Here is a 23,861-nt window from a genome sequence, read left to right as displayed (position 1 = left end):
GCGGGCCGAAGGCCCGAGCCTGGAATCCATGAACACGGCAATCATATAAAAAGGGCGGCCATCGTGCCGCCCTTTTCTGTCGCTTCAGCGGATATGGGTTCCGGGCTCGCGGCTCCGCCGCGCCCCGGAAAGACGCCGAAGCGTCAGTTCGTGCGCGGGCCGAGATCGCGCGGGGCGGCGTTGACAGTGACGATCTGGCCGTTGCGCAGTTCGAGCACGGCAAGGCCGCGCTCGTTCAGCCCGTCGGGACGGAAGCGGAAGACGCCGTCGGCGCCGGCAAAGCCGGACGCATTGGTCAGCACGCTTTCCGAGAAGCGCTGGCTGCCCTGGGTGCGGGCGAGCGCCGCCGCCAGCGAAACAGCGTCATAGGACAGCGTCGCGGTGCGGGTCGGGGCGCTGTTGAAGCGCTTCTGGTAGCGGGCGGCAAAGGCGTTGAAGCCGGCGGTGTCCGGCGAAGCGAACCAGCCGCCCTGGATCGCCGGAACGCGCGCGACATTGGCGTCGTTCCAGACGCCGGTGCCGAGCGGCTTGACCTTGGCCGGGTCGTAGCCGGCCTGCTGCAGGAGCAGGCCGAGCGTCGGCATCGTCGCGGCGTCGGCCGGTACGAACAGCGCGTCCGCCTGCTGCAGCGCCGGCGCCAGCCGCGTGGCGGCGGCACGCATGCTGTTCTGATCGGAGCCAAAGCGCTCGATCACCGCGACGCGGGCGCCGCGATTGGCGACCGCCTGCTGGAAGGCGCCCTCGACGACCTTGCCATAGGCGGTCTCCGGCACCAGCGCCGCGAAGGATTTGCGCCCCTGTGCCGAGGCATAGGCGATGACGCGGTTGACGTCGTTCTCCGGCGGAAAGGAGAGCAGGTAGACGCCGCGCGTGGCGACGTTGCTGTCGCTGGAGAAGGCGATCACCGGCTTGCCGGCACTGCGGGCGACCTGACCGACCGCCTGGACGGACGGCGCGAAGAGTGGGCCGATGATCAATTCGGCGCCTTCGCGCAAGGCTTCCTGCGCTGCCGCCTGCGCGCCATCGGGCGTGCCGCGGTCATCCTTGACCAGAAGCGTGAGGTCGGCGCCGGGGAATTCGGCAAGCGCCATCTCGGCGGCGTTCTTGAGCGAGTTGCCGACGGTCGCGCCGGACCCCTCGGCCGTCAGCGGCAGAATCAGGCCGACCTTGACCGAGCCAGTGCCGATGGTCGGGCCGCTGGGCGGTGCATTGCCACCGGCCTGAGGTGCAGTGGGGCTATCGAAACCGGGGAAGCCGCCGGTTCCGCCGCTGCAGGCGGCTAGCGCGGCGCCGACACCGGACAACAGGATGAGACGGCGGCTGGGCGGAGTGAGGAGCTTGCTCTGACGCGACACGGTTTTCGTCTCCACTCCTCGGCGAGGCGCGAAACGCGCCCACCCCGGCTGAATCTTGTTCCGAACCGTGGACAAGTCCTGCCAGTGAGCAAGGCTATTTTCAAGTTGTTAACTCTAGGTTGCTGTGCCGGCAGTGGCATCTTCCGGGCCGCTGTGGCAGTTTCGCCGCCATGTCCGGCCCTGTATCCGCCCCGCCCGCCCCAGGTCGCGCCCCGAGCTATGCGGCCTTCGGGCTCCGGGCCGAGGCCGAGCCGCTCGCACCGGGCCTGCATATCGTCGCAACGCCGATCGGCAATCTCAAGGACATCTCGTTCCGGGCGCTGTCGACGCTCGCCGCCGCCGACGCCGTGCTGGCCGAGGACACCAGGACCTCGAAGACGCTGCTGGCGCATTACGGTATCGCGACGCCGCTCCTGCCCTATCACGAGCACAATGCCGCGCAGATGCGCCCGAAGATTCTGGAGAAGCTGCGCCAGGGCGGCAAGCTCGCGCTGATCTCGGATGCGGGCACGCCTCTGGTCTCTGATCCCGGCTACAAGCTCGTTGCCGAGGTCGTGGCGGAAGGTTTGCCGGTCACCGGCATACCTGGCCCTTCAGCCGTGCTGGCAGCGCTTGTGCTGGCGGGGCTGCCGACCGACCGCTTCTTCTTCGAGGGTTTTTTACCGCCGAAGAGCGCCGGCCGCAAAGCCCGGCTGACCGAGCTTGCCGCCATTCCCGGCACGCTCGTCTTCTTCGAATCGCCGCGCCGGCTCGCCGAGATGCTGGCCGACGCCGCTGCGGTGCTCGGTGCGCGATCGGGGGCGGTCGCGCGCGAACTGACCAAATATTACGAGAACGTCCGGCGCGGCACCCTGCCCGAGCTTGCGACCCATTATGCCGAGGCCGAGGAGGCGCGCGGCGAGATCGTCGTGGTGATCGGCCCGCCCGATGCCTCCACCCAGGCCGTGCAAGGCGACACGCTCGACGAAGCCTTGCGCGCCGCGCTCGCAAGAGTCTCGCTGAAGGAGGCGGTGGCGCAGGTCGCGGCTGCCAGCGGCCAGCCGCGCCGCGTCGTCTATGCCCGCGCCCTCGAACTGACGCGCACGCCATGAGCGAGGCGCTGCGTAGCCGGCGCGCCCGCCATTCCGGCCTCGCCGGCCGCCGCGGCGAGTGGCTCGCTGTCGCCTTTCTCAGCCTCAAGGGCTATCGCCTGCTGCAGCGCCGCTTCGGCGGCAAGGGCGGCGAGATCGACCTGATCATGGCCCGCGGCGACGATATCGTCTTCGTTGAGGTCAAGGCGCGCGCCGCGCTCGACGACGCCGCCATCGCAATCACGCCGGACAAGCGCCGCCTGATCGAAGCCCGCATCCGGCAATGGCTGGCGCGCAATCCCTGGGCGATGCAGCGCAACCTGCGAGCCGACGCGGTCTTCCTCGCGCCCTGGCGCCTGCCCCGTCATGTTCCCCGCGTGTTCGAGCTCGTGCTCTGACGCAAGGCTAGCCCTCTTGCGCTGCCGCTGGGGCGCAGCCGATATAACGGCCGCAACCGGAGCTTCCGCCATGCCGCTGAACGTCGCCATCCAGATGGACCCGATCGAGAAGGTCCGCATCGCCGGCGACACCGGCTTCGCCCTGATGCTGGAAGCGCAGGCCCGCGGGCACAAGCTCTTCACCTACACGCCCGACAAGCTCACCTTGCGCGACGGCAAGGTCACGGCCGTGATCAGCCCGGTCGAAGTACGCGACGTCGAGGGCGACCATTACACCCTCGGCCAGCCCGAGCGGACCGATCTCTCGACGCTCGACGTGGTGCTGCTGCGCCAGGACCCGCCCTTCGACATGGCCTATGTCTCCTCGACGCATATGCTCGAGCGCATCCATCCGAAGACGCTGGTGGTCAACGATCCCAGCGAAGTCCGCAATGCGCCAGAAAAGCTGTTCGTCACGCATTTCCCCGAGCTGATGCCGCCGACCCTGATCACGCGCGACCGCGCCGAGATCGAGGCCTTCCGCGAGGAGTTCGGCGAGATCGTCATGAAGCCGCTCTACGGCCATGGCGGCGCGACCGTGTTCAAGACCGGCAAGGGCGACCCGAATTTCGGCTCGCTCTACGACCTGTTCGCCAACCTCTTCCGCGAGCCCTGGGTGATCCAGGCCTTCCTCAAGGAGGTCTCGGAGGGCGACAAGCGCATCATCCTGATCGACGGCAAGGCGGCAGGCGCGGTCAACCGTGTGCCGGCGGTCGGCGACCTGCGCGCCAACATGGTGCGCGGCGGCGCGGCCAGACCGACCGACCTGTCGAAGCGCGAGCTTGAGATCTGCGAGCGCATCGGTCCGGCGCTCAGGGAGCGCGGCCTGCTGCTCGTCGGCATCGACGTGATCGGCGGCAAGCTGACCGAGATCAACGTCACGGCCCCGACCGGCGTGCGCGCCATCAAGAAGCTCGGCGGGCCGGACCTCGCGGCGCAGCTCTTCGATGTGATCGAGGCCAAGCGCGCGGCGAAATAGTTCAGGCGGCGACGCCGGCCGCGCCGTTCAGCGGATTGTCCGGGTCCCAGCCGTATTTCATCGTCTCGAAGCGCATCGCCATGGCGTCGACGAGCAGGAGCTTGCCGACGAGGGGCTCGCCGAAGCCGGTGATCGCCCGGATCACTTCCAGCGCCATCAGCGAGCCCATCACGCCGGCAAGCGCGCCGAGCACACCGGCCTCCGCGCAGGGCGCGACCGTGCCGGGCGGCGGCTCATGCGGGAACAGGCAGCGATAGGTCGGATTGGGTTTCCCATCCGATCCCTGCTCATGCGCGCGGATCGTCGTCAAAGAGCCGTCGAAGCGGCCAAGTGCCGCGGTAACCAGCGGCTTCTTTTCGTGGAAGCAGGCATCGGAGACGGCATAGCGCGTCGCGAAATTGTCGGAGCCATCGGCGACGACATCGTAGAAGGCGATGAGCGCGCGGGCATTGTGCGGGTCGATCCGGGTGACGTATTCCTCGATCTCGACCCGCGGGTTGAGCCGCGTGACGAAATTGGCCGCAGCGACAACCTTGCGCGCCCCAATATCCTCCGACCCGAAGATGATCTGCCGCTGCAGGTTCGAGAGCGAGACATGGTCGTCGTCGACGATGCCGATCGTGCCGACGCCAGCCGCCGCGAGATAGGGGATCAATGGCGCGCCTAGCCCGCCGGCGCCGATCACCAGAACCCGGGCGCGCTTGAGCTTCGCCTGGCCGGGGCCGCCGATTTCCGGCAGCACCAGATGGCGGGCATAGCGCTCGATCTCGGCATCGTTCAGCGTCATGGGCGGCAAGCTAGGCTGATCCGGTCCTGCCAGCAATCGGGTGCGATGCGGTGGCAGGAAGCGGGTGTCTGCATGGCCCGCCTGACTGCGATCACCCGTCGCATCGTCTGAACGAAGGAGCGGGACATGACGGCACTCAAGGACAAGGTCGCGATCGTCACCGGCGCGAGCTCGGGCATCGGCCGGGCGGCGGCGAAGCTGTTCGCGGCGGAAGGCGCGAGGCTCGTCGTTACTGCGCGGCGGCAGAGCGAACTCGATATGCTCGTCGGCGAGATCAAGGCGGAAGGCGGCGAAGCGATCGCCGTTGCCGGCGATATCCGAGAGGAGGCGCTGGCGCAGCTGTTGGTCGAGACCGCGACCGAGCAGTTCGGCGGGCTCGACATCGGCTTCAACAATGCCGGCATCATCGGCGAGCTCGGCCCGATCGGGCAGATGTCGAGTGCGAGCTGGCACGAGGTGATCGAGATCAACCTGACCAGCGCCTTCCTCGGCGCAAAGTACCAGGTCCCGGCGCTGGAGGCGCGCGGCGGCGGCTCGCTGATCTTCACGTCGAGCTTCGTCGGCTATACCGCCGGCCTTGCCGGCATGTCGGTCTATGCAGCCAGCAAGGCCGGCCAGATCGGCCTGATGAAGGCGCTCGCGGCCGAGCTCGGCGGCAAGCGCATCCGCGTCAACGCCCTGCTACCGGGTGGCACGGACACGCCGGCGGCGACGACCAATGCGCCGGGCGCCGGCCCGGAAGTGCTCGCCTTCGTCGAGGGCATCCATGCCTTGAAGCGCATGGCGCAGCCGGAGGAGATCGCCCGCGCCGCGCTCTTCCTCGCCTCGGACGCGTCGAGCTTCGTCACCGGCACCGCCTTCCTCGCCGATGGCGGCGTCTCGATCCAGCGCGGCTGAGGCGACTGTTCATATGTGACACATATCGCCAGGCGGGCTTCCAAGCCCGCTTGGCCCCGTCCGCAAGCCGTGCCATCGTGACCGCAGGCAGGAATGGCGCAACCATTCCGCGTGTGACAGGGGAACGGCTCGATGCGTTTGAAATCTCTCGCCCTCGCTCTGGCGGGCGTCGCCCTTTCGGCCATGACGGCCGTCGCCCAGACCGCGATCAAGCCGGCGATCGTCTATGACAAGGGCGGCAAGTTCGACAAATCCTTCAATGAAGGCGTCTTCGTCGGGGCCGAAAAATTCAAGGCCGAGACCGGCGTCGAGTTCCGCGATTTCGAGCCGACCAACGATGCCCAGATCGAGCAGGCGCTGCGCCGCTTCGCCCGCGACGGCCATTCGCCGATCATCGCGGTGGGCTTCTCGCAGGCGACCGCGCTGCAGAAGGTCGCAGCCGAATTCCCGAACCTGAAGTTCACCATCATCGACATGGTCGTCGAGCTGCCGAACGTGCAATCGGTGGTGTTCAAGGAGCATGAGGCCTCCTATCTCGTCGGCCTGCTCGCCAGCCTCGCCTCGAAGACCAACAAGGTCGGCTTCGTCGGCGGCATGGACATCCCGCTGATCCGCAAATTCGCGTGCGGCTACGTCCAGGGCGTCAAGGCCGGCAAGAAGGACGCCGAGATCTTCCAGAACATGACCGGCTCGACCCCGGCCGCCTGGAACGACCCCGTGAAGGGCGGCGAGCTCGCCAAGTCGCAGATCGACCGCGGTGCCGACGTGATCTACCACGCCGCCGGCGGCACCGGCATCGGCGTGCTGCGCGCTGCGGCGGATGCCGGCAAGCTCGGCATCGGCGTCGATTCCAACCAGAACATGCTGCACCCCGGCAAAGTGCTGACCTCGATGCTGAAGCGCGTCGACGTCGCCGCCTACACCTCGTTCAAGGAGGCGCGCGACGGCACCTGGAAGCCGGGCGTCTCGGTGCTCGGGCTGAAGGAGGACGGCGTCGGCTGGGCCCTCGACGACAACAACAAGGCGTTGATCACGCCCGAGATGAAGGCGGCCGCCGACAAGGCCCGCGCCGACATCATCGCCGGCACCGTCAAGGTCCACGACTACATGTCGGATTCCAAGTGCACGATGTGAGCTTGCACCGCCGGTGACGAGCCCGCATCCCGCTATCGAGCTAGTCGGTATCAGCAAGGCGTTCGGCCCGGTCAAGGCCAACAAGGACGTCTCGCTTTCGGTCGCCGCCAGCTCGATCCACGGCATCGTCGGCGAGAACGGCGCCGGAAAATCGACGCTGATGTCGATCCTCTACGGCTTCTACGAGGCCGATTCCGGCGAGATCCGGGTGCGCGGGCAAGCGCGGCGCATCCGCTCTTCCTCTGATGCGATCGCCGCGGGGATCGGCATGGTCCACCAGCACTTCATGCTGGTCGAGCCGCTCAGCGTCGTCGAGAACATCGTGCTCGGCGCCGAAGGCGGGGCGCTGCTCAAGCGCGGCATCGCCAAGGCACGAGCGGAGCTGGAACGGCTTTCCCAGGAATATGGCCTCGCCATCGATCCCGACGCGATCGTGGGGGAGCTCTCGGTCGGCCTGCAGCAGCGCGTCGAGATCCTGAAGGCGCTCTATCGCGGCGCGCAGGTGCTGATCCTCGACGAGCCGACGGCGGTGCTGACCCCGGCCGAAGCCGACCAGCTCTTCGAACTGCTGCGGGCGCTGAAGGCGCAGGGCAAGACGGTGATCCTGATCACCCACAAGCTGCGCGAGATCATGGCGGTGACCGACCGCGTCTCGGTGATGCGACGCGGCGAGATGGTCGCCCATGTCGAGACCGAACGGACCTCGCCGGCCGAGCTCGCCGAGGCGATGGTCGGCCGGCGCGTGCTGCTGCGCGTCGAGAAGGCGCCGCGCCAGCGCGGGGCGCCAGTGCTGGATGCCGCCGGCCTCTCCGTGATCGACGAACGCGGCTGCGAGACCCTGCGCGACGCCAGCCTGACCCTGCACGAAGGCGAGATCGTCGGCATTGCCGGCGTCGCCGGCAATGGCCAGAGCGAACTGCTCGACGTGCTGGCAGGGCTGACCCAGCCTTCGCGCGGCGTGATCCGGCTCGGCGGCCAGATCCTCAACGCCGCCGACCGCAACCCGGCCAATCTGCGCAAGCTCGGCCTGATGCACATCCCCGAGGACCGGCTCAGGACCGGGCTCGTCACCGCCTTCGCCGCGGCCGAGAACGCCATCCTCGGCTATCACGACGACCCGGCCTTCGGGCCCGGCCCCTTCCTGTCGCCGACTCTGGTCGAGCAGCATGCCCGTGCCGGCATGCAGGATTACGACGTCCGGCCAGTCGACCCTAGCCTGAAGACGGCGAAATTTTCCGGCGGCAACCAGCAGAAGATCGTGCTCGCCCGCGAGATCGAGCGGGCGCCGAAGGTGCTGCTGGTCGGCCAGCCGACGCGCGGCGTCGATATCGGCGCGATCGAGTTCATCCATCGCCGGCTGATCGCCCTGCGCGACGCCGGAGTCGCGATCCTGCTCGTCTCGGTCGAGCTTGAGGAGGTGATGGCGCTGTCCGACCGCATTCTCGCGCTCTGCGGCGGCCAGATCACCGGGGAGCGCGAGGCGACCACGACAGACGAGCGGGATCTCGGCCTGCTGATGGCCGGCGTCAGCGAGCGGGCGGCATGAGCGCCGCCCCGATCGACCTCCCCCGCTGGGCCGATACCGCTCTGGTGCCGCTGGTCTCGGTCGCGGCGGCCCTCGTCGTCGCCGGGCTCGTGGTGCTCTCGATCGGTGAAAGCCCGCTGGAGGCGACGGCGCTGCTGCTGAAGGGTTCGCTCGGCAGCCTCGAAGGCCTCGGCTTCACGCTCTACTACACCACTAATTTCATCTTCACCGGCCTTGCTGTCGCGGTCGCCTTCCACGCCGGTTTGTTCAATATCGGCGGCGAGGGCCAGGCGACCATCGCCGGCATCTTCGCCGCGCTCGCCTGTCTCTGGCTCGCGCCGCTGCCGGGCATATTGCTGGTGCCGCTCGCCATCCTCGCAGCCGCAGCGGGCGGGGCGCTCTGGGCTTTCATCCCCGGCTATCTGCAGGCGACCCGCGGCAGCCACGTCGTGATCACCACGATCATGTTCAATTTCATCGCCGCGACGCTGATCGTCTACCTCCTGGTCGAAGTGATGGGGAAAACCGGCTCAATGCAGCCGGAAACCCCGGACTTCCCCAAGCAGGCGGTGCTGACGCCGATCCACGAACTGCTCGGCGCCTTCGGCCTCAAGCTGCCCTCGACGCCGCTCAACACCTCGTTCCTGCTGGCGTTGGCATCCCTCGTCGCAGTCTGGGCGCTGATCTATCGCTCGCGGCTCGGCTATGCGATCCGCACCGTCGGCGCCAATCCCCGCGCCGCGGCCTATGCCGGCATCTCGCCGGCGCGGATCATCATGGTGGCGATGGCGATCTCGGGCGCGCTTGCCGGCGGGCTCGCGGTCAACGAAGCCATGGGCGTGCAGCATCGGCTGGTGCTCGACTTCACCGCCGGCTACGGCTTCGTCGGTATCGCAGTCGCGCTGATGGGGCGCGGCCATCCGGTCGGCGTCGGGCTCGCCGCCCTGCTCTTCGGCGTGCTCTATCAGGGCGGGGCAGAGCTCTCCTTCGACAAGCCAACGATCACCCGCGACATGGTCGTGGTGATCGGCGGCATCGTCATCCTGTTCGCCGGAGCGCTCGACGGGCTGTTCCGACGGCTGGTGGCCAGCGTGCTCAATCTCGGGCGCGGAGGCTAGGCGATGGAGACCGTCCAGACGCTCGCCGTTATCCTGGATTCGACGATCCGCCTGTCGATCCCGCTGCTCTGCGCCGCGCTGGCAGGGCTCTGGTCGGAACGCTCGGGCGTCGTCGACATCGGCCTCGAAGGCAAGATGCTGATCGCCGCCTTCGCCTCGGCAGTGGCCGCCTATCACAGCGGCTCGGCCTGGGCGGGGCTCGGGGCCGGCATGTTCGCCGCGATCGCGCTCTCGCTGGTGCACGGCTTTGCCGCGATCACCTGGCGCGGCAACCAGATCGTCTCCGGCGTCGCGATCAACATGCTGGCGGTCGGGCTCACCGCCATCCTCGGCAATGCCTGGTACGGCCAGGGCGGGCGCACGCCGAATCTCGAAGGCGCGGCGCGTTTTCCCGAGCTCGACCTGCCTTTGGTCGAGACGCTGAAGGGTATCCCGGTCTTCGGCCCGATCTACGACATCGCGATCTCCGGCCATGCCGCGCCGGTCTATCTCGCGGTGCTCGCCCTCGTGCTCACGGCGCTGACGCTGAAGCGCACCCGCTTCGGCCTGCGCCTGCGCGCCGTCGGCGAGAATCCCGCCGCGGTCGACACCGCCGGCGTCTCGGTTGCCGGCCTGCGCTATGCCGCCGTGATCATCTGCGGCGCGCTTTGCGGGCTGGGCGGCACCTATCTCGCCGTCTCGCAATCGGCTGGCTTCCTGCCGCAAATGACCGCCGGCAAGGGCTTCATCGCGCTCGCTGCCGTGATCTTCGCCAACTGGCGGCCCTGGCCGGCGCTGTTCGCCTGCCTGCTCTTCGGCCTGCTCGACGCGGTCGCGATAAGGCTTCAGGGCGTCAGCCTGCCCGGCATAGGCTTGGTGCCGGTTCAGGCGATCCAGGCCCTGCCCTATGTGATGACGGTCGTGCTGCTCGCCGGCTTCATCGGCAAGGCGACGCCGCCCAAGGCGTCGGGCCTGCCCTATGTCAAGGAACGCTGAGTGTCCGCAGAACCCGATCTCGACGCGCTCTTCGCCGCCGCTCTTGCCGCGCAGCGACGAGCTTACGCGCCCTATTCGCGCTTCAAGGTCGGCGCCGCCATCCTGGCCGATGACGGCGCGGTCTATCCCGGCTGCAATGTCGAGAACGCCGCCTATCCCGTCGGCGCCTGCGCCGAAGCCGGCGCGATCTCGGCGATGATCGCCGGCGGGGCGCATGCGATCCGCGCCATCCTCGTCATCGGCGACGGCGCCGAGCTGGTGACCCCCTGCGGCGCCTGCCGCCAGCGCATCCGCGAATTCGCAGCGCCGGAGACGCCGATCCTCATCGCCGGACCCGAGGGCATCCGTGCGCGTTTTTCGCTGACCGAGCTGTTGCCAGCCTCGTTCGGACCAGCCAACTTGCCGAAGTGATTTGCGGGCCCCCTTGAGAGGCCCCGATGAGCGCGGCCAACGCGCCAATGGAGCAACGACATGGCGGCTGATGCGCTTTTCGACCAAGCGGCATCGACACTGATCGATCGTGGCATCGATGGCGGCATCGACTGCGCCATCGTGCTCGGCACCGGGCTCGGCCGGATCGTCGAGGACATGGTCGAGCCGATCTCCGTCCCGTTCGAGGAGATCCCCGGCTTCCCGAAAGGCTCGGTCTCCGGCCATGCCAAGCGGCTGAGCTACGGCGTGCTGCACGGTAAGCGCGTGCTGGTCTTCGAGGGCCGCGCGCATTTCTACGAGACCGGCGACCCCGCCATCATGCGCGTGCCGCTCGGCATGCTCGCCGCCTTCGGCTCGCCGCCCCTGATTCTGACCAACGCCGCCGGCTCGCTCAAGCCGGATCTGCGCCCCGGCGGCCTCGCGCTGATCACCGACCATATCAACTTCAACGGCCCCAACCCGCTGATCGGCGACGCCGGCGACGGCCGCTTCGTGCCGATGGTCGACGCCTACGACCCGCATCTGCGCACCCGCCTGAAAAAGGCCGCAGCGGCCAGCGGCGCCAATCTCGGCGAGGGCGTCTATATGTGGTTCTCCGGGCCGAGCTTCGAGACGCCGGCCGAGATCAAGATGGCCAAGACGCTGGGCGCTGATCTCGTCGGGATGTCGACCGTGCCGGAGGTGATCCTGGCGCGACGCTACGGCCTGCGCGTCGCCGGCATCTCGATCGTCACCAATATGGGCGCCGGCATTTTGGGCGGCGCGCCCAGCCATGGCGAGACGCGCGACGTCGCGGCGACCGCAACCACGGCGCTGCGGCGGGTGCTGCGCGCCTTCCTGGGCGAGCTCTGATCATGTCGGATGCCGATCTCGCCCTGCGCGCGCTACGTCTGCTCGATCTGACGGATCTGTCCGACCAGGCAAGCGAGGCCGGCACGCTGCAGCTCTGCGCCCGCGCCGTTGCGGCACCCGGCCCAGTCGCGGCGATCTGCATCTGGCCGCAACTCCTCAAGCTGGCGCGCCAGACGCTGAAGGCGTCGCCGGTCAGGATCGCCACCGTGATCAACTTCCCGGCAGGAAACAGCAATTGCAATCTGATCGGCAGCGACATCACCGAAGCCATCGCCGATGGCGCCGACGAGATCGACCTCGTGCTGCCCTGGCGCGCTTTTCTTGCCGGCGATGCCGAGATCGCCCGCGAGATGGTCGCCGAAGCACGCGGCAGCTGCGGCGACAGGACGCTCAAGGTCATCCTCGAAACCGGCGAGTATCCGGACCAGGGTGCCGTGCGCGCGGCGTCCGAGCTCGCCATCGCGGCCGGCGCCGACTTCATCAAGACCTCGACCGGCAAGACCAAGACTTCCGCCACGCCGGCGGCCGCCCGCACCATGCTGGAGGCGATCAAGGCCTCGGGCAAGCCGGTCGGCCTGAAGCCTTCCGGCGGCCTGCGCACGCTCGCCGATGCCAGGACCTATCTCGACCTCGCCGAGGAGATCATGGGCTCGAACTGGGCGACGGCGAAGACGTTCCGCTTCGGCGCCAGCGGGCTCTACGGCGTGCTCGCCGACATCATCGCCGGCACGGCCCCGGCCGAACGGACCGACGGAGCCTATTGATGCGCCTGCCGCAGGAGATCATCGCCGCCAAGCGCGACGGCGAGCGGATCAGTGCCAACGACATCCGCCAGATGATCGCTGGCCTGACCGACGGCGCGGTCAGCGAGGGCCAGGCCGCCGCCTTCGCCATGGCGATCTTCTTCCGCGACATGGACGCCGAGGAGCGCGTCGCGCTGACGCTGGCCATGCGCGATTCCGGCACGGTGCTCGACTGGCGCGACCTGCCGGGACCGGCGCTCGACAAGCACTCGACCGGCGGCGTCGGGGACACGGTCTCGCTACCGCTAGCCGCGGCAGTGGCGGCTTGCGGCGGCTATGTCCCGATGATCTCGGGCCGCGGCCTCGGCCACACCGGCGGCACGCTCGACAAGCTCGACGCCGTGCCGGGCTATGTGACCCAGCCGGGCATCGACCTCTTCCGCCATGTCGTGCGCGAGGTCGGCTGCGCCATCATCGGCCAGACCGCCGACCTCGCCCCGGCCGACAAGCGGCTCTATGCGATCCGGGACGTGACCGGCACGGTCGAGTCGATCCCGCTGATCACGGCCTCGATCCTGTCGAAGAAATTGGCCGCCGGCCTCTCCGGCCTCGCCATGGACGTGAAGTTCGGCTCCGGCGCCTTCATGCGCGATTTCGACAAGGCACAAGCGCTGGCGCAGAGCCTGTCGGATGTCGGCAACGGCGCCGGCCTGCCGACGCGAGCGCTGCTGACTGACATGAGCGAGCCGCTCGCCTCAGCCGCCGGCAATGCGCTCGAGGTCGCCTATGCGCTCGACCACCTGACTGGACGGCGACGCGAGCCGCGCTTCCACGAGGTCACGGTCGCGCTCTCCGCCGAGATGCTGCTGCTCGGCCGGCTGGCGGCGACACGCGAAGAAGCCGTCGCGAAGATCGAGGACGCCTTCGCCAGCGGCGCGGCGGCGGAGCGCTTCATCCATATGATCGCAGCGCTCGGCGGCCCGGCCGACCTGCTGGAGCATCCCGAGCGACACTTTCCGCGGGCGCCGATCGTCCGCCCGGTCTTCTCCGATCGGCCCGGCCTGGTCGAGGCGATCGACACGCGCGGCGTCGGCCTCGCCGTTGTCGCACTCGGCGGAGGCCGCACCCGGCCGCAGGACGAGATCGACCATGCCGTGGGGATCACCGAGCTCGCCGGGCTCGGCGATAGGGTCGGGCCGGACAAGCCGCTCGGCGTCATCCATGCCCGCAGCGAGGCCGGCTTCGACGCCGCCCGCATCCGCCTGAAGAGCGCCTATCGCCGCGGCGAGACCGCTGTTACGCGTGGGCCGCTGATCATTCCTGCTTAGGAAGGCATTCGTCCATGAGCCTGCTTCTGGCCATCACCGGCTGGCATGTCGAGAGCTGGCGCGAGCGCTTCGCGGCGCTGCTGCCCGAGCTGCCGATCGTCACGCTCGGCGAGCCCTTCGACCGGCGCGCCGTGCATTATGTCGCGAGCTGGAAGCATCCGGAGGGCAGCCTTGCCGGCCTGCCCAATCTCGCCGCGATCTTCTCGCTCGGCGCCGGCGTCGACCACCTCTTCACCGACAGCCGACTGCCGCAGGCGCCGATCGCCAGGGTGATCGATCCCGACCTGACGACGCGGATGAGCGAATATGTCGTCATGCACTGCCTGATGCAGCTGCGCCAGCAGCGCCGCTACGAGCGCCAGCAGCGCGAAAAGTCATGGGACGACGACCGCCACCAGCCGGCGGCACGCGAGGTCCGCGTCGGCGTCATGGGGCTGGGCGAGCTCGGCCAGGACGCGGCGCGCAAGCTGCAGGTGATCGGCTTCGACGTCGCCGGCTGGAGCCGCTCGCCGAAGACGATTCAAGGGCTCGTCACCTTCTCCGGCGAGGATGGCCTGACAGCCTTCCTCGCCCGCACCGACATACTGGTCGTCCTGCTGCCGCATACGCCGGAGACGGAAGGCATCCTGAACCGCCCACTGCTCGCCAGGCTGGCGCGCGACGGCCGGCTCGGCGGGCCGGCGCTGATCAATGCCGGCCGCGGGAAACTGCAGGTCGAGACGGACATCCTCGCAGCGCTCGACGCCGGCGAGCTCCGGGAGGCGGTGCTCGACGTGTTCGGGACCGAGCCGCTGCCGCAGGACTCGCGGCTCTGGACCCATCCGGCCGTGACGGTGACGCCGCACAACTCCGCCATGTCGGCGCCCGAGACCGTCGCGGACCAGATCGCCGCGCAGATCAGGCGGCTGGAGGCCGGCGGCGAGCTGCAGAACGTCGTCGATCCAAGTCGGGGTTACTGAGCCTTCAACCGCCGAATTGCGGTGATCGGGCCACCATTGCGAGCAAGGATGCGGTCGCGCGCCGGGTGCAGGGGTTCGCTGATCACACTCATCGTATAGGCGGTGGCGTGCAGCAGCGTGTCGGCGTCGGTCATGATGCCGACATGGCCCTTCCAGAAGACGAGGTCGCCGCGGCGCAGGCCCTCCAGGCCGTCGTCGAAGGCGAAGACTTCGCCGAGCCCGCGCTCCTGCATGTCGGAGTCGCGCGGCGCCGCCACGCCGGCGGCCGCCAGCGAGAGCTGGACCAGCGCCGAGCAGTCGAGGCCGAGGCTGGTCTTGCCGCCCCAGAAATAGGGCACGTGCAGGAAACGCTCGGCGACGGCGACGAAATCCGGCTCATGCCGGTCGCGCGGGCACAGATGCTGCTTGAAGATGTGGCCGCTATGGGCAGTGGTGAAGAAGTCGCCACTCTCGCCGGTGACCGCCACCCCGGCATTGAGCGAGAGCGCCTCCAGCGGCGGCAGTTTGATCGAGGGACCGGGATAGACGAAGGTCCTGAGCGCGCAGACGCGATGGGTCGGCATCGGCGCGTCGCCGGCGAGGCAATCCTCCGGCAGGTAGCCGACATAGGAATCGCCGACGAGCTGGCCCCAGGCCCAGCCTTCATGCTGCTCGTAGACCCTGACCGCCTCGCCGGCGAGCGCCTCGGTGTCGAGCGGCGCATCCGGCCGCGGCTCGCGCCGCAGCGGCACTGACGGCGTCACCACCCGCATCGGGATCGGGTCGACGAAGGCGAGCGCCTCGACCTGGCCGTCGAGATGACGGGCGGCGAGGTCCGGGCGGGCGGGGGTGAGGCGGCAGTCGAGATTCGTGCTCATGCCGGCACTGTAACCCTGTCCGGTTAACGGGCGAAGCGTTCAGGCTGACCCCAGTTCGCGCGCTCGCGCGGTGACGAGATCGGCGAGGTGCTCGACCGCCAGCGCGCCCGCGACGGTCCGCTGAATGACCACGTTGCGCTTGTCGAGCTCGTCGCGCTTGCGGCTGACGAGGCCGAGCTTGCCCATGCTGTCGAGGGCGCGGGTAATCACCGGCTTGGTGACGCCGAGCCGCGCCGCGAGGCCGCGCACGGTGTGCGGCGGCAATTCGAGATAGATGGTCAGAAGGATCGCGGTCTGGCGCACCGACAAATCGGCTTGCGTGTCGCGCACCAGATCGAGATGCACCTCGCGCCAGAGCCTGAGCGCCTGCGTCGGCTTGATCTCCAGCACCATGCCGTCCCCGGATCGTTACGGGGCCGTATCATTATCGCAGCGCGAACGGCGCGCAACCGGCATCGCCGAGCAGGCTTAACGCGCGCCGTAGAGCTGCTTCGCCAGCGCGTAGGTCAGCCGCGCCGCCTGGCATTCGCCGCCTTCCGGCCGCCCCGGCCTGGTCGAGGGGTTCCAGCCATAGATGTCGAAATGGGCGTAGGAGCGGCTCTTCTCGACGAAGCGGTTGAGGAAGAGCGCTGCCGTCACCGAGCCGGCGAAGGCGCCGCCGGAGACATTGTTGAGGTCGGCGATCTTGGAATCAAGCATGCCGTCATAGGGCGGCCAGAGCGGCATGCGCCAAACCGGATCGTTCACCGCAGCGCTCAGGCGGGCAATCTCGGCGGCGAGCCCGTCGTCATGGGTGTAGAAGGGCGGCAGATCGGGCCCGAGCGCGACGCGGGCGGCGCCGGTGAGGGTGGCGTAGTCGATCAGCAGTTCCGGCGCCTCCTCGTCGGCGAGCGCCAGCGCGTCGGCGAGGATCAGCCGCCCCTCGGCATCGGTGTTGCCGATCTCGACCGTCAGCCCCTTGCGGCTCTGCAGCACATCGCCGGGGCGGAAGGAGGCGCCGGACACCGCATTCTCCACCGCCGGCACCAGCAGGCGCAGGCGCACCTTCAGCTTCGCCTGCATGATCATGCGTGCCGCCGCGATCGCCGCCGCCGCGCCGCCCATGTCCTTCTTCATCAGGAGCATGCCGGCATCGGTCTTGAGGTTGAGCCCGCCGGTGTCGAAGGCGACGCCCTTGCCGACCAAAGTGAGCTTCGGATCGCCCTCCTGGCCCCAGCGCAGCTCGACCAGCCGCGGCGCCCGGGGCGAAGCCCGTCCAACCGCGTGGATCATCGGAAAATTGGCCGTGAGCAGATCGTCGCCGACGATGCTGGCGACTTCAGCACCATGGGTTTCGCCGAGTGCGCGCACCGCCGCCTCGATCTCGGCCGGGCCGAGATCGGCAGCCGAGGTGTTGACGAGATCGCGCGCCAGCGCGCTCGCCTCAGCGAGATTGCTCAGCTCCTCGCCGTCGATACCGTCGGGCAGGACGAGCCGTGCCGCGGCCGGCTTGGGCTTGCGGTAGCGCTCGAAACGATAGGCGGTGAGCAGCCAGCCGAGTGCGGCGAGGCCGGGATCGCCGATATCGCCCATCAGAGCGTAGTCACCCGCCGGCAAGGTGGCGGCGAGGCGACCGGGCGCAAAGGGATCGCGCCGGCGCGGCCCGGCGGGCTCGACACCGAGCAGTACGGCGGCGAGTGCGCCGGCGGCATCCGGCAGCAGGACATGCTGGCCGGGCCGCGCCTCGAACCCCTGCGCCTGGGCGAAGCTGCGCGCCAGCGGCGCGAGCCCGTCGCGCAGGGCCGGCCAATCGGCCTTGGCGACGCAATGGACGGATATGGCGGGTGTTCCGGCAGGCAGCAGCAACGGGTGCACGATCGACGAACCTCGAATGACGGAATTCCGGGCGCCAGCATGCAGGGCAGGCCCCGATCCGCATGATTAACAGTCCGTTAGGGTTAACGTTTTATCACCGAGGGCAACAGCTTTCCCGTATCGGCGAGGCATTCTGAGCCTATGTCCATCCGCATCCGCGCCCTCCGTTTCGGCCATCTCGCCGCGGCTTCGGCCCTCTGCCTCGCGCTCGGCGCCTGCCAGATGCGCGGCGGCCCCGGCGACGTCACCGGCTCGATCGGCACCCGGCAGACGCAGCCACGCACCGAAGCGCAATGGCGCAGCGAAGAGGCCGATTGGGGCAAGCGCTACGATGCGAACCAGAAGGACCGCAACGCCGCCTTCTTCTATGCCCGCGCGCTGCGCGCGCTCGACAAGAACGCCCAGGCGCTCGCCGTCCTGGAAGGCGCCGTGATCATCCATGCAGACGATCAGGAATTGCTCGGCGCCTATGGCCGCTCGCTCGCCGATAATGGCCGCCTGAAGCAGGCGGACGACGTGCTCGGCCGCGCCCATTCGCCGGAGAAGCCGGATTGGCGCATCCTGTCGGCGCAAGGCACCGTCGCCGACCAGCTCGGCGAGCACGATCGCGCGCAGCAGCTCTACTCGGCGGCATTGAAGCTCGTGCCGAACGAGCCGACGGTGATGTCCAATCTCGGCCTGTCGCTCGCCTTGTCGAAGCGCCTGCCCGACGCCGAGCGCATATTGCGCGAAGCGGCGACGGTGCCGGGCGCTGACGGCAGGGTGCGCCAGAACCTCGTCCTGGTGCTCGGCCTGCAAGGGCGCTTCCAGGAAGCCGAACAGCTCGCCCGCCAGGACATGGGCCCGGCCGAAGCCTCCGCGACGATCGCCTATCTGCGCCGCTCGGTCAGCCAGCCCAACAGCTGGGAGATGCTGCGCGGCAAGGCCAAGCCGGCCGCCCGCACGGCGGCACCCGAAAAGGCGCCCCAGCCGACCGGCTGATCGCCGGTCTTGCTTTGGCTTACGATTGACTTGCGATTGCGTGAGATGGCATCGCCGCCATCGGCCAAACGCCATCTCCGGGCAGGCCTTGCCCCCTTAAAGCTCGTCTTGCTGGACTGAGGCCTCAGGCCCGGTCGCGGCGAGGGGGAACCGTCAGAAGGCCCTGAGGGCCTTCAGCACCGCCGGGGTCATGATCACCACGAAGAGCACCGGCAGGAAGAACATGATCATCGGCACGGTCAGCTTCGGCGGCAGGGCTGCCGCCTTCTTCTCGGCCTCGTTCATCCTCTGATCGCGGCTCTCCTGCGCCAGCGTGCGCAAGGCGGTGCCAAGCGGCGTGCCGTAGCGCTCGGCCTGGATCAGCGCGGTGCAGACCGACTTCACCGATTCCAGACCTGTGCGCACCGCGAGGTTCTCATAGGCCTGCCGACGTTCGGAGAGATAGGAGAGCTCGGCCGTGCAGAGCGCGAACTCCTCGGCCAGCGACACCGATTGGCTGCCGATCTCGGTCGAGACCTTGCGGAAGGCGAGCTCGATCGACATGCCCGATTCCACGCAGATCAGCATCAGGTCGAGCGCATCCGGAAAAGCTTGCCGCATCGACAACTGGCGCTTGGCCATCGTGTTGGACAGGTAGATTTCTGGTGCCTTGATGCCGACATAGGCGGCGCCGATCACGATCCCTGCCCGTACGATAACGGTCTGGCCGAGATCGTTGAGCACGAACAGGTAGAACAGCGCGAACAGGAAGAGGCCGATCGGGGTGACCAGCCTGAAGAAGAGGAAGCCGACCTCGGCCTGCTGACCGCGGAAGCCGGCCATGACGAGCTGCCGCTTGGCGGTCTCGGTCCCCAGCCAATCGCCGAGTTTGAAGCGCTCGACGATATTTCGCATGAACGCCTTCGGCTCCTGGCGGAGCGAGACCTTGTCCACCTGGCGCGCCAGCCGGTCGCGCTCCCGGGCGCGGATCTTGTCGCGTTCGGAGGCGACGGATTTCATGCGCTTGCCGAGGACGTTGCCTTCGAGCAGGGGCGCCGCCACGGTCATGATCGTGACGGCCACGGCCACCCCGCCGACCAGCGCGAGCAGGATCCTCAGGTCGGTGATGTTCTCGATCAGGAGCGCGAGCATGGCGAAGGCTCCTCAGATCTGGAAGTTGATCATCTTGCGCATGACCAGCACGCCGATCAGCATCCAGATGCCACAGCCGACCAGCGCAATACGCCCCGCATTCGTGTAGAAGAGGGCGTCCATGTAGCCAGGGCTCGTCACATAGACGAGGCCGGCGACGGCAGGGGGCAAGGAGCCGATGATCGCGGCGGATGCCTTGGCCTCCATCGACACGGCCTTGATTTTGTCGCGCATCTTGCGGCGCTCGCGGATCACGCGCGACAGGTTGGCCAGGGTCTCGGCGAGATTGCCGCCGGTCTTCTGCTGGATCGCCAGGACGATGCCGAAGAAATTGGCCTCCGCGCAGGGCATGCGCTCATACAGCTTGGTGGCGGCGTCGGTCAGCGACAGGCCGAGCGTCTGCGCCTCGACGATCAGCCGGAACTCGGACTTGACCGGCTCCTGGGCCTCGTTGGCGATGATGCGCAGGCAGTCGTTCAGCGGCAGGCCCGATTTGATGCCGCGCACGATGACATCGAGCGCGTTCGGGAATTCGTTGATGAAGCGCAGCATCCGCTTCTTGCCGAGATGGGTCAGATACCAGCGCGGCAGCCCGAGCAGGCCAACGAGAAAGCCGACCAGCATCATGACCCAGTTGCCCGAGGTGACCAGAAGCACGACGGCCATGACGATGCCCAGGACGACGCCAAGCAGCCAGTACTGCTTGCGCGACCAGGACAGCCCGGCCTGTTCGATCCGGCCTTCGATGGTGACCTTGTGGCGCGCCTTCTCGCGATTCTCGATGTCCTTCAGGCTCTGCGCGACCTGCCCGCGCCGGGCCTGGCTCTGCGCTTCGCGATCGGCCGCAGCCCGGATCGCGGCCGGGGCGGCGAACTCACGACGACGCTGCTCGGCGCGCGCCTGGCCGCTGAGCCTCGGATAGAAGAGGGCATAGGCGATACCGCCCGCCGAGACGGCGGCGAGGATGGCAGCGGCTATCTGGCCATAGTCCATGACGTGCCTTCTTCCTGCTCAGGCGTCGACCCGGCCGTCGGCCTCGAGCTGGTCAAGCGCCGCGGCGAGCCGCTGCTCGTCGCCGAAATAGCGCGCACGCTCCCACAGGCGCGGCCGACCGATGCCGGTCGAGCGATGCCGGCCGATCAACCTGCCGTTCGGGTCCTCACCGATGATGTCGTAGAGCATCAGGTCCTGGGTGATGATCACGTCGCCTTCCATGCCCATCACCTCGGTGATGTGGGTGATGCGGCGCGAACCGTCACGCATGCGCTGCGCCTGGATGATCACGTCGATCGAGGAGCAGATCATCTCGCGCAGGGTCTTCGAGGGCAGGCTGAAGCCGCCCATGGTGATCATCGATTCGATACGGCTCAAGCATTCGCGCGGCGTATTGGCGTGCAGCGTGCCCATCGAGCCGTCATGGCCGGTGTTCATCGCCTGGAGCAGGTCGAAGGCCTCCGGTCCGCGCACCTCGCCGACGATGATGCGCTCCGGCCGCATGCGCAGGCAGTTCTTGACGAGATCGCGCATCGTGATCGCACCCGACCCTTCGAGGTTGGGCGGGCGGGTCTCGAGACGCACCACATGCGGCTGCTGCAACTGGAGCTCCGCGGCGTCCTCGCAGGTGATGACGCGCTCGTCGGGCTCGATATAGTTGGTCAGGCAATTGAGCAGCGTCGTCTTGCCCGAGCCGGTACCGCCCGAGATCACGATGTTGCAGCGGACCCGCCCGATGATCTTCAGGATCTCTGCGCCAGGCGGCGAGATCGCGCCGAAACGCATGAGCTGGTCGAGCGTCAGCTTGTCTTTCTTGAACTTGCGGATGGTGAGGGCAGGCCCGTCGATCGCGAGCGGCGGAGCGATCACGTTGACGCGCGAGCCGTCGGCGAGACGCGCGTCGCAGATCGGCGAGGATTCATCGACACGGCGGCCGACCTGGCTGACGATACGCTGGCAGATATTCATCAGCTGCGCGTTGTCACGAAAGCGGATGCTGGTGAGCTGGATCTTGCCGCCGGTCTCGATGAAGGTCCGGCCGGCGCCATTGACCATGATGTCGGCGATATCGTCGCGCGCCAGCAGCGGCTCCAACGGTCCATAGCCGAGCACGTCGTTGCAGATGTCGTCGAGCAGCTCCTCCTGCTCGGCGATCGAGAGCACGACATTCTTCAACGAGATGATCTCGTTGATGATGTCGCGGATTTCCTCGCGAGCCGACTCGCCGTCGAGCTTGGCCAGCTGCGAAAGATCGATCGCTTCAATGAGAGCACCGAAGATCATGCTCTTCATCTGATAATATTCGTCAGACCTCGGCATTTCTGCCGGCACCGGCGGCGGCGGCGCCCGCCGCGCCTCGACGGCCGCCGGTCGCTGCTCGGCCGCGCGCATCGGCGCTGGCGCCGCGGCGCTCGGCGCGCCTGCCAGAGCCGGGGCTGTCGCCTGTCGCTTGCCGAACATGGGTTAGGCCTTCCGACGCATCAACTTGGCCACCAGTGGCTCGAACAGGCTGCGCTTGCTGCGCTTCTGCTCGCCGCGGCCGGTGAGAATCGTCCCGATCTGCACGAAGGCGTCCGCCACCTTGCTGCCCGGCTGAACCTCGGCGATCATCTGGCCGTTATTGGCCGCGGTGCCGAAGAGCTGGGCATCGAAGGGGATCGACGTCATCACCTCGATCCCGACCGCCTTGGCGAATTCGCTCGCCTCGATCTCCGGCCGCTTGGGCAAGCCGACCTGGTTGAGGATCAGGCGGGGCATGGAATCGTTCGGCCGGGCGGCACGCAACAAGTCCATCAGATTCTTGGCGTTGCGCAGCGAGGCGAGCTCGGGGGCAGCGACGATCGCGACCTCGTCGGCGCCGACCAGCGCCCGCTTGGCCCAGCCTGTCCACAGATGCGGCACGTCGAGCACGATGCAGGGGACGCTGGCCCGAAGCAGGTCGAACACGTGCTCGAACGCGTCCTCGCCGAGATCGACGGTGCGGTCGAGCATCGCCGGAGCTGCGAGCAGGGAGAGATTCTCGCTGCAGCGCGACAGGAGCCGATCGAGCATGTTGGCGTCGAGTCGCTCCGGCGCGAACACGGCGTCGGCGACCCCCTGGGGTGGATCCTGGTTGAAATCCAGCCCGGCGGTGCCGAAGGCGATGTCGAGATCGGCGATCACCGTCGAGGCGTCGAGATTGCGGGCGATCGCCCAGGCGACGTTGTGCGCGACGGTCGAGGAGCCGACACCGCCCTTGGCGCCGACAATGGCGATGGTGCGCCCGAGCGTCGCCGAACCCGACGTCGCATAGAGTTCGGACAGGGTGCGCAGCAGGTCGAGGACCCCGAACGGAGCGACCAGATAGTCGCTGACGCCGCGCCGGATCAGCTCGCGATAAAGCTGGATGTCGTTGACGTGGCCGATGACGACGACCTTGGTGCCGGGGTCGCAGCTCTCGGAAAGCGCGTCGAGATTGGCGACCAGCGCGCCCGGTTCGCTGACGGTCTCGAGCACGATCACATTCGGCGTCGGGGCACCCCGAAACGCCTCGACTGCCGCCGCCGGGCCGCCCATCTGGACGCGCGCCTGGACCTTGTCCATGCGCCGGTCGGCGGTCACCGCCTGCATCGCCGCAGCGACGTCCTGCGTCTCGCAGAAGGCCTGCAAGGTGACGCGCGGCAATGGCGCGATGATCTCGTCGCCGCCAGTCTCCGGCTCGAATCCCGGCATGCTCGCCATCATTTGCCTCCGACGGCGTCGCTGATCTTGGTCTGCTCCTGGCGATACTGCGTCGAGGGATCCTTGCCCTCGCGCAGCTTCTTGATCGCCTCCATGCGCTTTTGCGTATCGAGGCGGCCCTCGCCGCGCGCGCGCACCAGATCCAGCGGATCGGCGATCTGCGCTGCGAGATTGGCCTGGGTGGAGCAGCCGAAATTCCAATAAGGCTCGTTCATCGCATCCGTCTTGTAGCTGGCGACGCCGAGATCGGCCGGCCATTGTCCGCAGGAATGCGGGAGCCCGGCCTGCAAGGAGGCGTAGGTCAGGCGGATCGGCGATGCGAGCTCGGGATCGGCGATGCGATAGGTCCTGACCGAGAGCTGGCCGGGCGAGACGCCGGCCCGGCCGAGCGAGCGGCGGATGCCGGCGAGCGTGTCATGAGTTGCAAGATCGCGCCCGGTCCCCGTCGGGACCTCGGCGACCAACCCGCCCTTGCCGCTGCGGCGATAATCCTCGCCGAAGCGGGCGACGTCGTCGGCCTGGCGCGGGTCCAGCCCGCCGCCAGCCCGCCCGACGAAGACGTCGAGCGAACGCGGCGCATCGCGCAGCACGATCGGATGACGCTCGCGGATGTCGGTGGGGATGCCGGACGTCGAGATATCGCCCTTGGCGCAGGCTCCGAGCAGGAGCGCGGCACCGAGCGCGACGGGCAACGCCGCCTTGTATGTCCGAGAGGGCTTGCTGGTCACGATCG

General features: G+C 68.2%; 24 protein-coding genes. 14 read left to right on the top strand and 10 right to left on the bottom strand.

From position 1 onward, the window contains the following. Positions 1 to 143: 143 nt before the first annotated feature. A complete protein-coding gene (locus GV161_RS11015) occupies positions 144 to 1,355 on the bottom strand; it encodes a penicillin-binding protein activator (RefSeq protein WP_152013104.1) in 1,212 nt (403 codons plus the stop codon). 170 nt (positions 1,356 to 1,525) lie between these two features. Between GV161_RS11015 and rsmI the strand changes: the two genes are divergently transcribed. The 3 genes from rsmI to gshB all read left to right on the top strand — a co-directional run bounded on the left by rsmI (position 1,526) and on the right by gshB (position 3,841). Next, complete coding sequence (gene rsmI / locus GV161_RS11010) at positions 1,526 to 2,446, top strand: 16S rRNA (cytidine(1402)-2'-O)-methyltransferase (RefSeq protein ID WP_152013105.1); 921 nt, start codon at positions 1,526 to 1,528, stop codon at positions 2,444 to 2,446. Then, positions 2,443 to 2,823 (top strand): YraN family protein, encoded by a 381-nt coding sequence (locus tag GV161_RS11005; RefSeq protein ID WP_152013106.1) that lies wholly within the window; start codon positions 2,443 to 2,445, stop codon positions 2,821 to 2,823. Before rsmI ends, GV161_RS11005 begins: the two co-directional genes overlap by 4 nt. A 70-nt stretch (positions 2,824 to 2,893) precedes the next feature. Beyond that, a complete protein-coding gene (gshB, locus tag GV161_RS11000; RefSeq protein ID WP_152013107.1) occupies positions 2,894 to 3,841 on the top strand; it encodes a glutathione synthase in 948 nt (315 codons plus the stop codon). A gap of 1 nt (position 3,842) precedes the next feature. Here the strand turns inward: gshB and moeB are convergent, their stop codons facing one another. Beyond that, entirely contained in the window at positions 3,843 to 4,628 is a 786-nt protein-coding gene (moeB, locus tag GV161_RS10995; RefSeq protein ID WP_152013108.1) for a molybdopterin-synthase adenylyltransferase MoeB, read from the bottom strand. 126 nt (positions 4,629 to 4,754) lie between these two features. Here moeB and GV161_RS10990 point away from each other — a divergent pair, with 126 nt between their 5' ends. From GV161_RS10990 to GV161_RS10945, 10 genes are all read left to right on the top strand, one after another. After that, positions 4,755 to 5,525: an SDR family oxidoreductase gene (locus GV161_RS10990; RefSeq protein WP_152013109.1), complete on the top strand. Its 771-nt coding sequence runs from the start codon at positions 4,755 to 4,757 to the stop codon at positions 5,523 to 5,525. Positions 5,526 to 5,657: 132 nt separating this feature from the next. Further along, positions 5,658 to 6,659 (top strand): BMP family ABC transporter substrate-binding protein, encoded by a 1,002-nt coding sequence (locus GV161_RS10985; protein WP_152013110.1) that lies wholly within the window; start codon positions 5,658 to 5,660, stop codon positions 6,657 to 6,659. A 13-nt stretch (positions 6,660 to 6,672) separates the two neighbouring features. After that, positions 6,673 to 8,205 carry an ABC transporter ATP-binding protein gene (locus GV161_RS10980; protein ID WP_152013111.1) on the top strand — a complete coding sequence of 511 codons (1,533 nt, stop codon included), beginning with the start codon at positions 6,673 to 6,675 and terminating at the stop codon, positions 8,203 to 8,205. Next, a complete protein-coding gene (locus tag GV161_RS10975) occupies positions 8,202 to 9,302 on the top strand; it encodes an ABC transporter permease (RefSeq protein WP_152013112.1) in 1,101 nt (366 codons plus the stop codon). The genes GV161_RS10980 and GV161_RS10975 overlap by 4 nt, the downstream gene beginning before the upstream one ends. A gap of 3 nt (positions 9,303 to 9,305) precedes the next feature. Continuing rightward, on the top strand, positions 9,306 to 10,277 hold the full coding sequence (locus GV161_RS10970; protein WP_152013113.1) for an ABC transporter permease: 972 nt from the start codon (positions 9,306 to 9,308) through the stop codon (positions 10,275 to 10,277). After that, a complete protein-coding gene (locus tag GV161_RS10965; RefSeq protein ID WP_152013114.1) occupies positions 10,278 to 10,688 on the top strand; it encodes a cytidine deaminase in 411 nt (136 codons plus the stop codon). It abuts the gene before it with no gap. A 60-nt stretch (positions 10,689 to 10,748) separates the two neighbouring features. Then, on the top strand, positions 10,749 to 11,561 hold the full coding sequence (locus GV161_RS10960) for a purine-nucleoside phosphorylase (protein ID WP_152013115.1): 813 nt from the start codon (positions 10,749 to 10,751) through the stop codon (positions 11,559 to 11,561). Positions 11,562 to 11,563: 2 nt separating this feature from the next. Next, positions 11,564 to 12,325 (top strand): deoxyribose-phosphate aldolase, encoded by a 762-nt coding sequence (gene deoC / locus GV161_RS10955; RefSeq protein ID WP_152013116.1) that lies wholly within the window; start codon positions 11,564 to 11,566, stop codon positions 12,323 to 12,325. Then, positions 12,325 to 13,632 (top strand): thymidine phosphorylase, encoded by a 1,308-nt coding sequence (gene deoA / locus GV161_RS10950; protein ID WP_152013117.1) that lies wholly within the window; start codon positions 12,325 to 12,327, stop codon positions 13,630 to 13,632. Before deoC ends, deoA begins: the two co-directional genes overlap by 1 nt. Before the next feature lie 14 nt (positions 13,633 to 13,646). After that, positions 13,647 to 14,591 (top strand): glyoxylate/hydroxypyruvate reductase A, encoded by a 945-nt coding sequence (locus GV161_RS10945; protein WP_152013118.1) that lies wholly within the window; start codon positions 13,647 to 13,649, stop codon positions 14,589 to 14,591. On the opposite strand, the gene GV161_RS10940 is transcribed toward GV161_RS10945, so the two are convergent. The 3 genes from GV161_RS10940 to GV161_RS10930 all read right to left on the bottom strand — a co-directional run bounded on the left by GV161_RS10940 (position 14,585) and on the right by GV161_RS10930 (position 17,293). After that, positions 14,585 to 15,448 carry an NlpC/P60 family protein gene (locus GV161_RS10940; RefSeq protein WP_152013119.1) on the bottom strand — a complete coding sequence of 288 codons (864 nt, stop codon included), beginning with the start codon at positions 15,446 to 15,448 and terminating at the stop codon, positions 14,585 to 14,587. The genes GV161_RS10945 and GV161_RS10940 overlap by 7 nt on opposite strands. A gap of 39 nt (positions 15,449 to 15,487) precedes the next feature. After that, positions 15,488 to 15,841 (bottom strand): MarR family transcriptional regulator, encoded by a 354-nt coding sequence (locus tag GV161_RS10935; RefSeq protein WP_152013120.1) that lies wholly within the window; start codon positions 15,839 to 15,841, stop codon positions 15,488 to 15,490. 75 nt (positions 15,842 to 15,916) lie between these two features. Next, complete coding sequence (locus tag GV161_RS10930; RefSeq protein WP_152013574.1) at positions 15,917 to 17,293, bottom strand: leucyl aminopeptidase family protein; 1,377 nt, start codon at positions 17,291 to 17,293, stop codon at positions 15,917 to 15,919. Between the two features lie 150 nt (positions 17,294 to 17,443). Between GV161_RS10930 and GV161_RS10925 the strand changes: the two genes are divergently transcribed. Next, positions 17,444 to 18,283 carry a tetratricopeptide repeat protein gene (locus GV161_RS10925; RefSeq protein WP_152013121.1) on the top strand — a complete coding sequence of 280 codons (840 nt, stop codon included), beginning with the start codon at positions 17,444 to 17,446 and terminating at the stop codon, positions 18,281 to 18,283. Between the two features lie 153 nt (positions 18,284 to 18,436). Here the strand turns inward: GV161_RS10925 and GV161_RS10920 are convergent, their stop codons facing one another. Genes GV161_RS10920 through GV161_RS10900 form a run of 5 tightly spaced genes read right to left on the bottom strand, consistent with a single transcriptional unit; the run spans position 18,437 to position 23,856 of the window. Further along, the gene (locus GV161_RS10920; protein ID WP_152013122.1) at positions 18,437 to 19,414 is read right to left on the bottom strand and encodes a type II secretion system F family protein; all 978 of its coding nucleotides are present in this window, start codon (positions 19,412 to 19,414) and stop codon (positions 18,437 to 18,439) included. 12 nt (positions 19,415 to 19,426) lie between these two features. Then, positions 19,427 to 20,407: a type II secretion system F family protein gene (locus GV161_RS10915; protein WP_152013123.1), complete on the bottom strand. Its 981-nt coding sequence runs from the start codon at positions 20,405 to 20,407 to the stop codon at positions 19,427 to 19,429. Between the two features lie 18 nt (positions 20,408 to 20,425). Then, the gene (locus tag GV161_RS10910) at positions 20,426 to 21,868 is read right to left on the bottom strand and encodes a CpaF family protein (RefSeq protein ID WP_152013124.1); all 1,443 of its coding nucleotides are present in this window, start codon (positions 21,866 to 21,868) and stop codon (positions 20,426 to 20,428) included. Between the two features lie 3 nt (positions 21,869 to 21,871). Next, complete coding sequence (locus tag GV161_RS10905; protein ID WP_152013125.1) at positions 21,872 to 23,119, bottom strand: CpaE family protein; 1,248 nt, start codon at positions 23,117 to 23,119, stop codon at positions 21,872 to 21,874. A gap of 8 nt (positions 23,120 to 23,127) precedes the next feature. Next, complete coding sequence (locus tag GV161_RS10900; protein WP_244623937.1) at positions 23,128 to 23,856, bottom strand: CpaD family pilus assembly protein; 729 nt, start codon at positions 23,854 to 23,856, stop codon at positions 23,128 to 23,130. Between the last annotated feature and the right edge of the window lie 5 nt (positions 23,857 to 23,861).

The sequence above is a fragment of the Bosea sp. 29B genome, assembly GCF_902506165.1.
GTDB lineage: Bacteria > Pseudomonadota > Alphaproteobacteria > Rhizobiales > Beijerinckiaceae > Allobosea.
The sequence above is the reverse complement of the archived record's forward strand: the minus strand, read 5'-3'. Positions and strand labels throughout refer to the sequence as shown.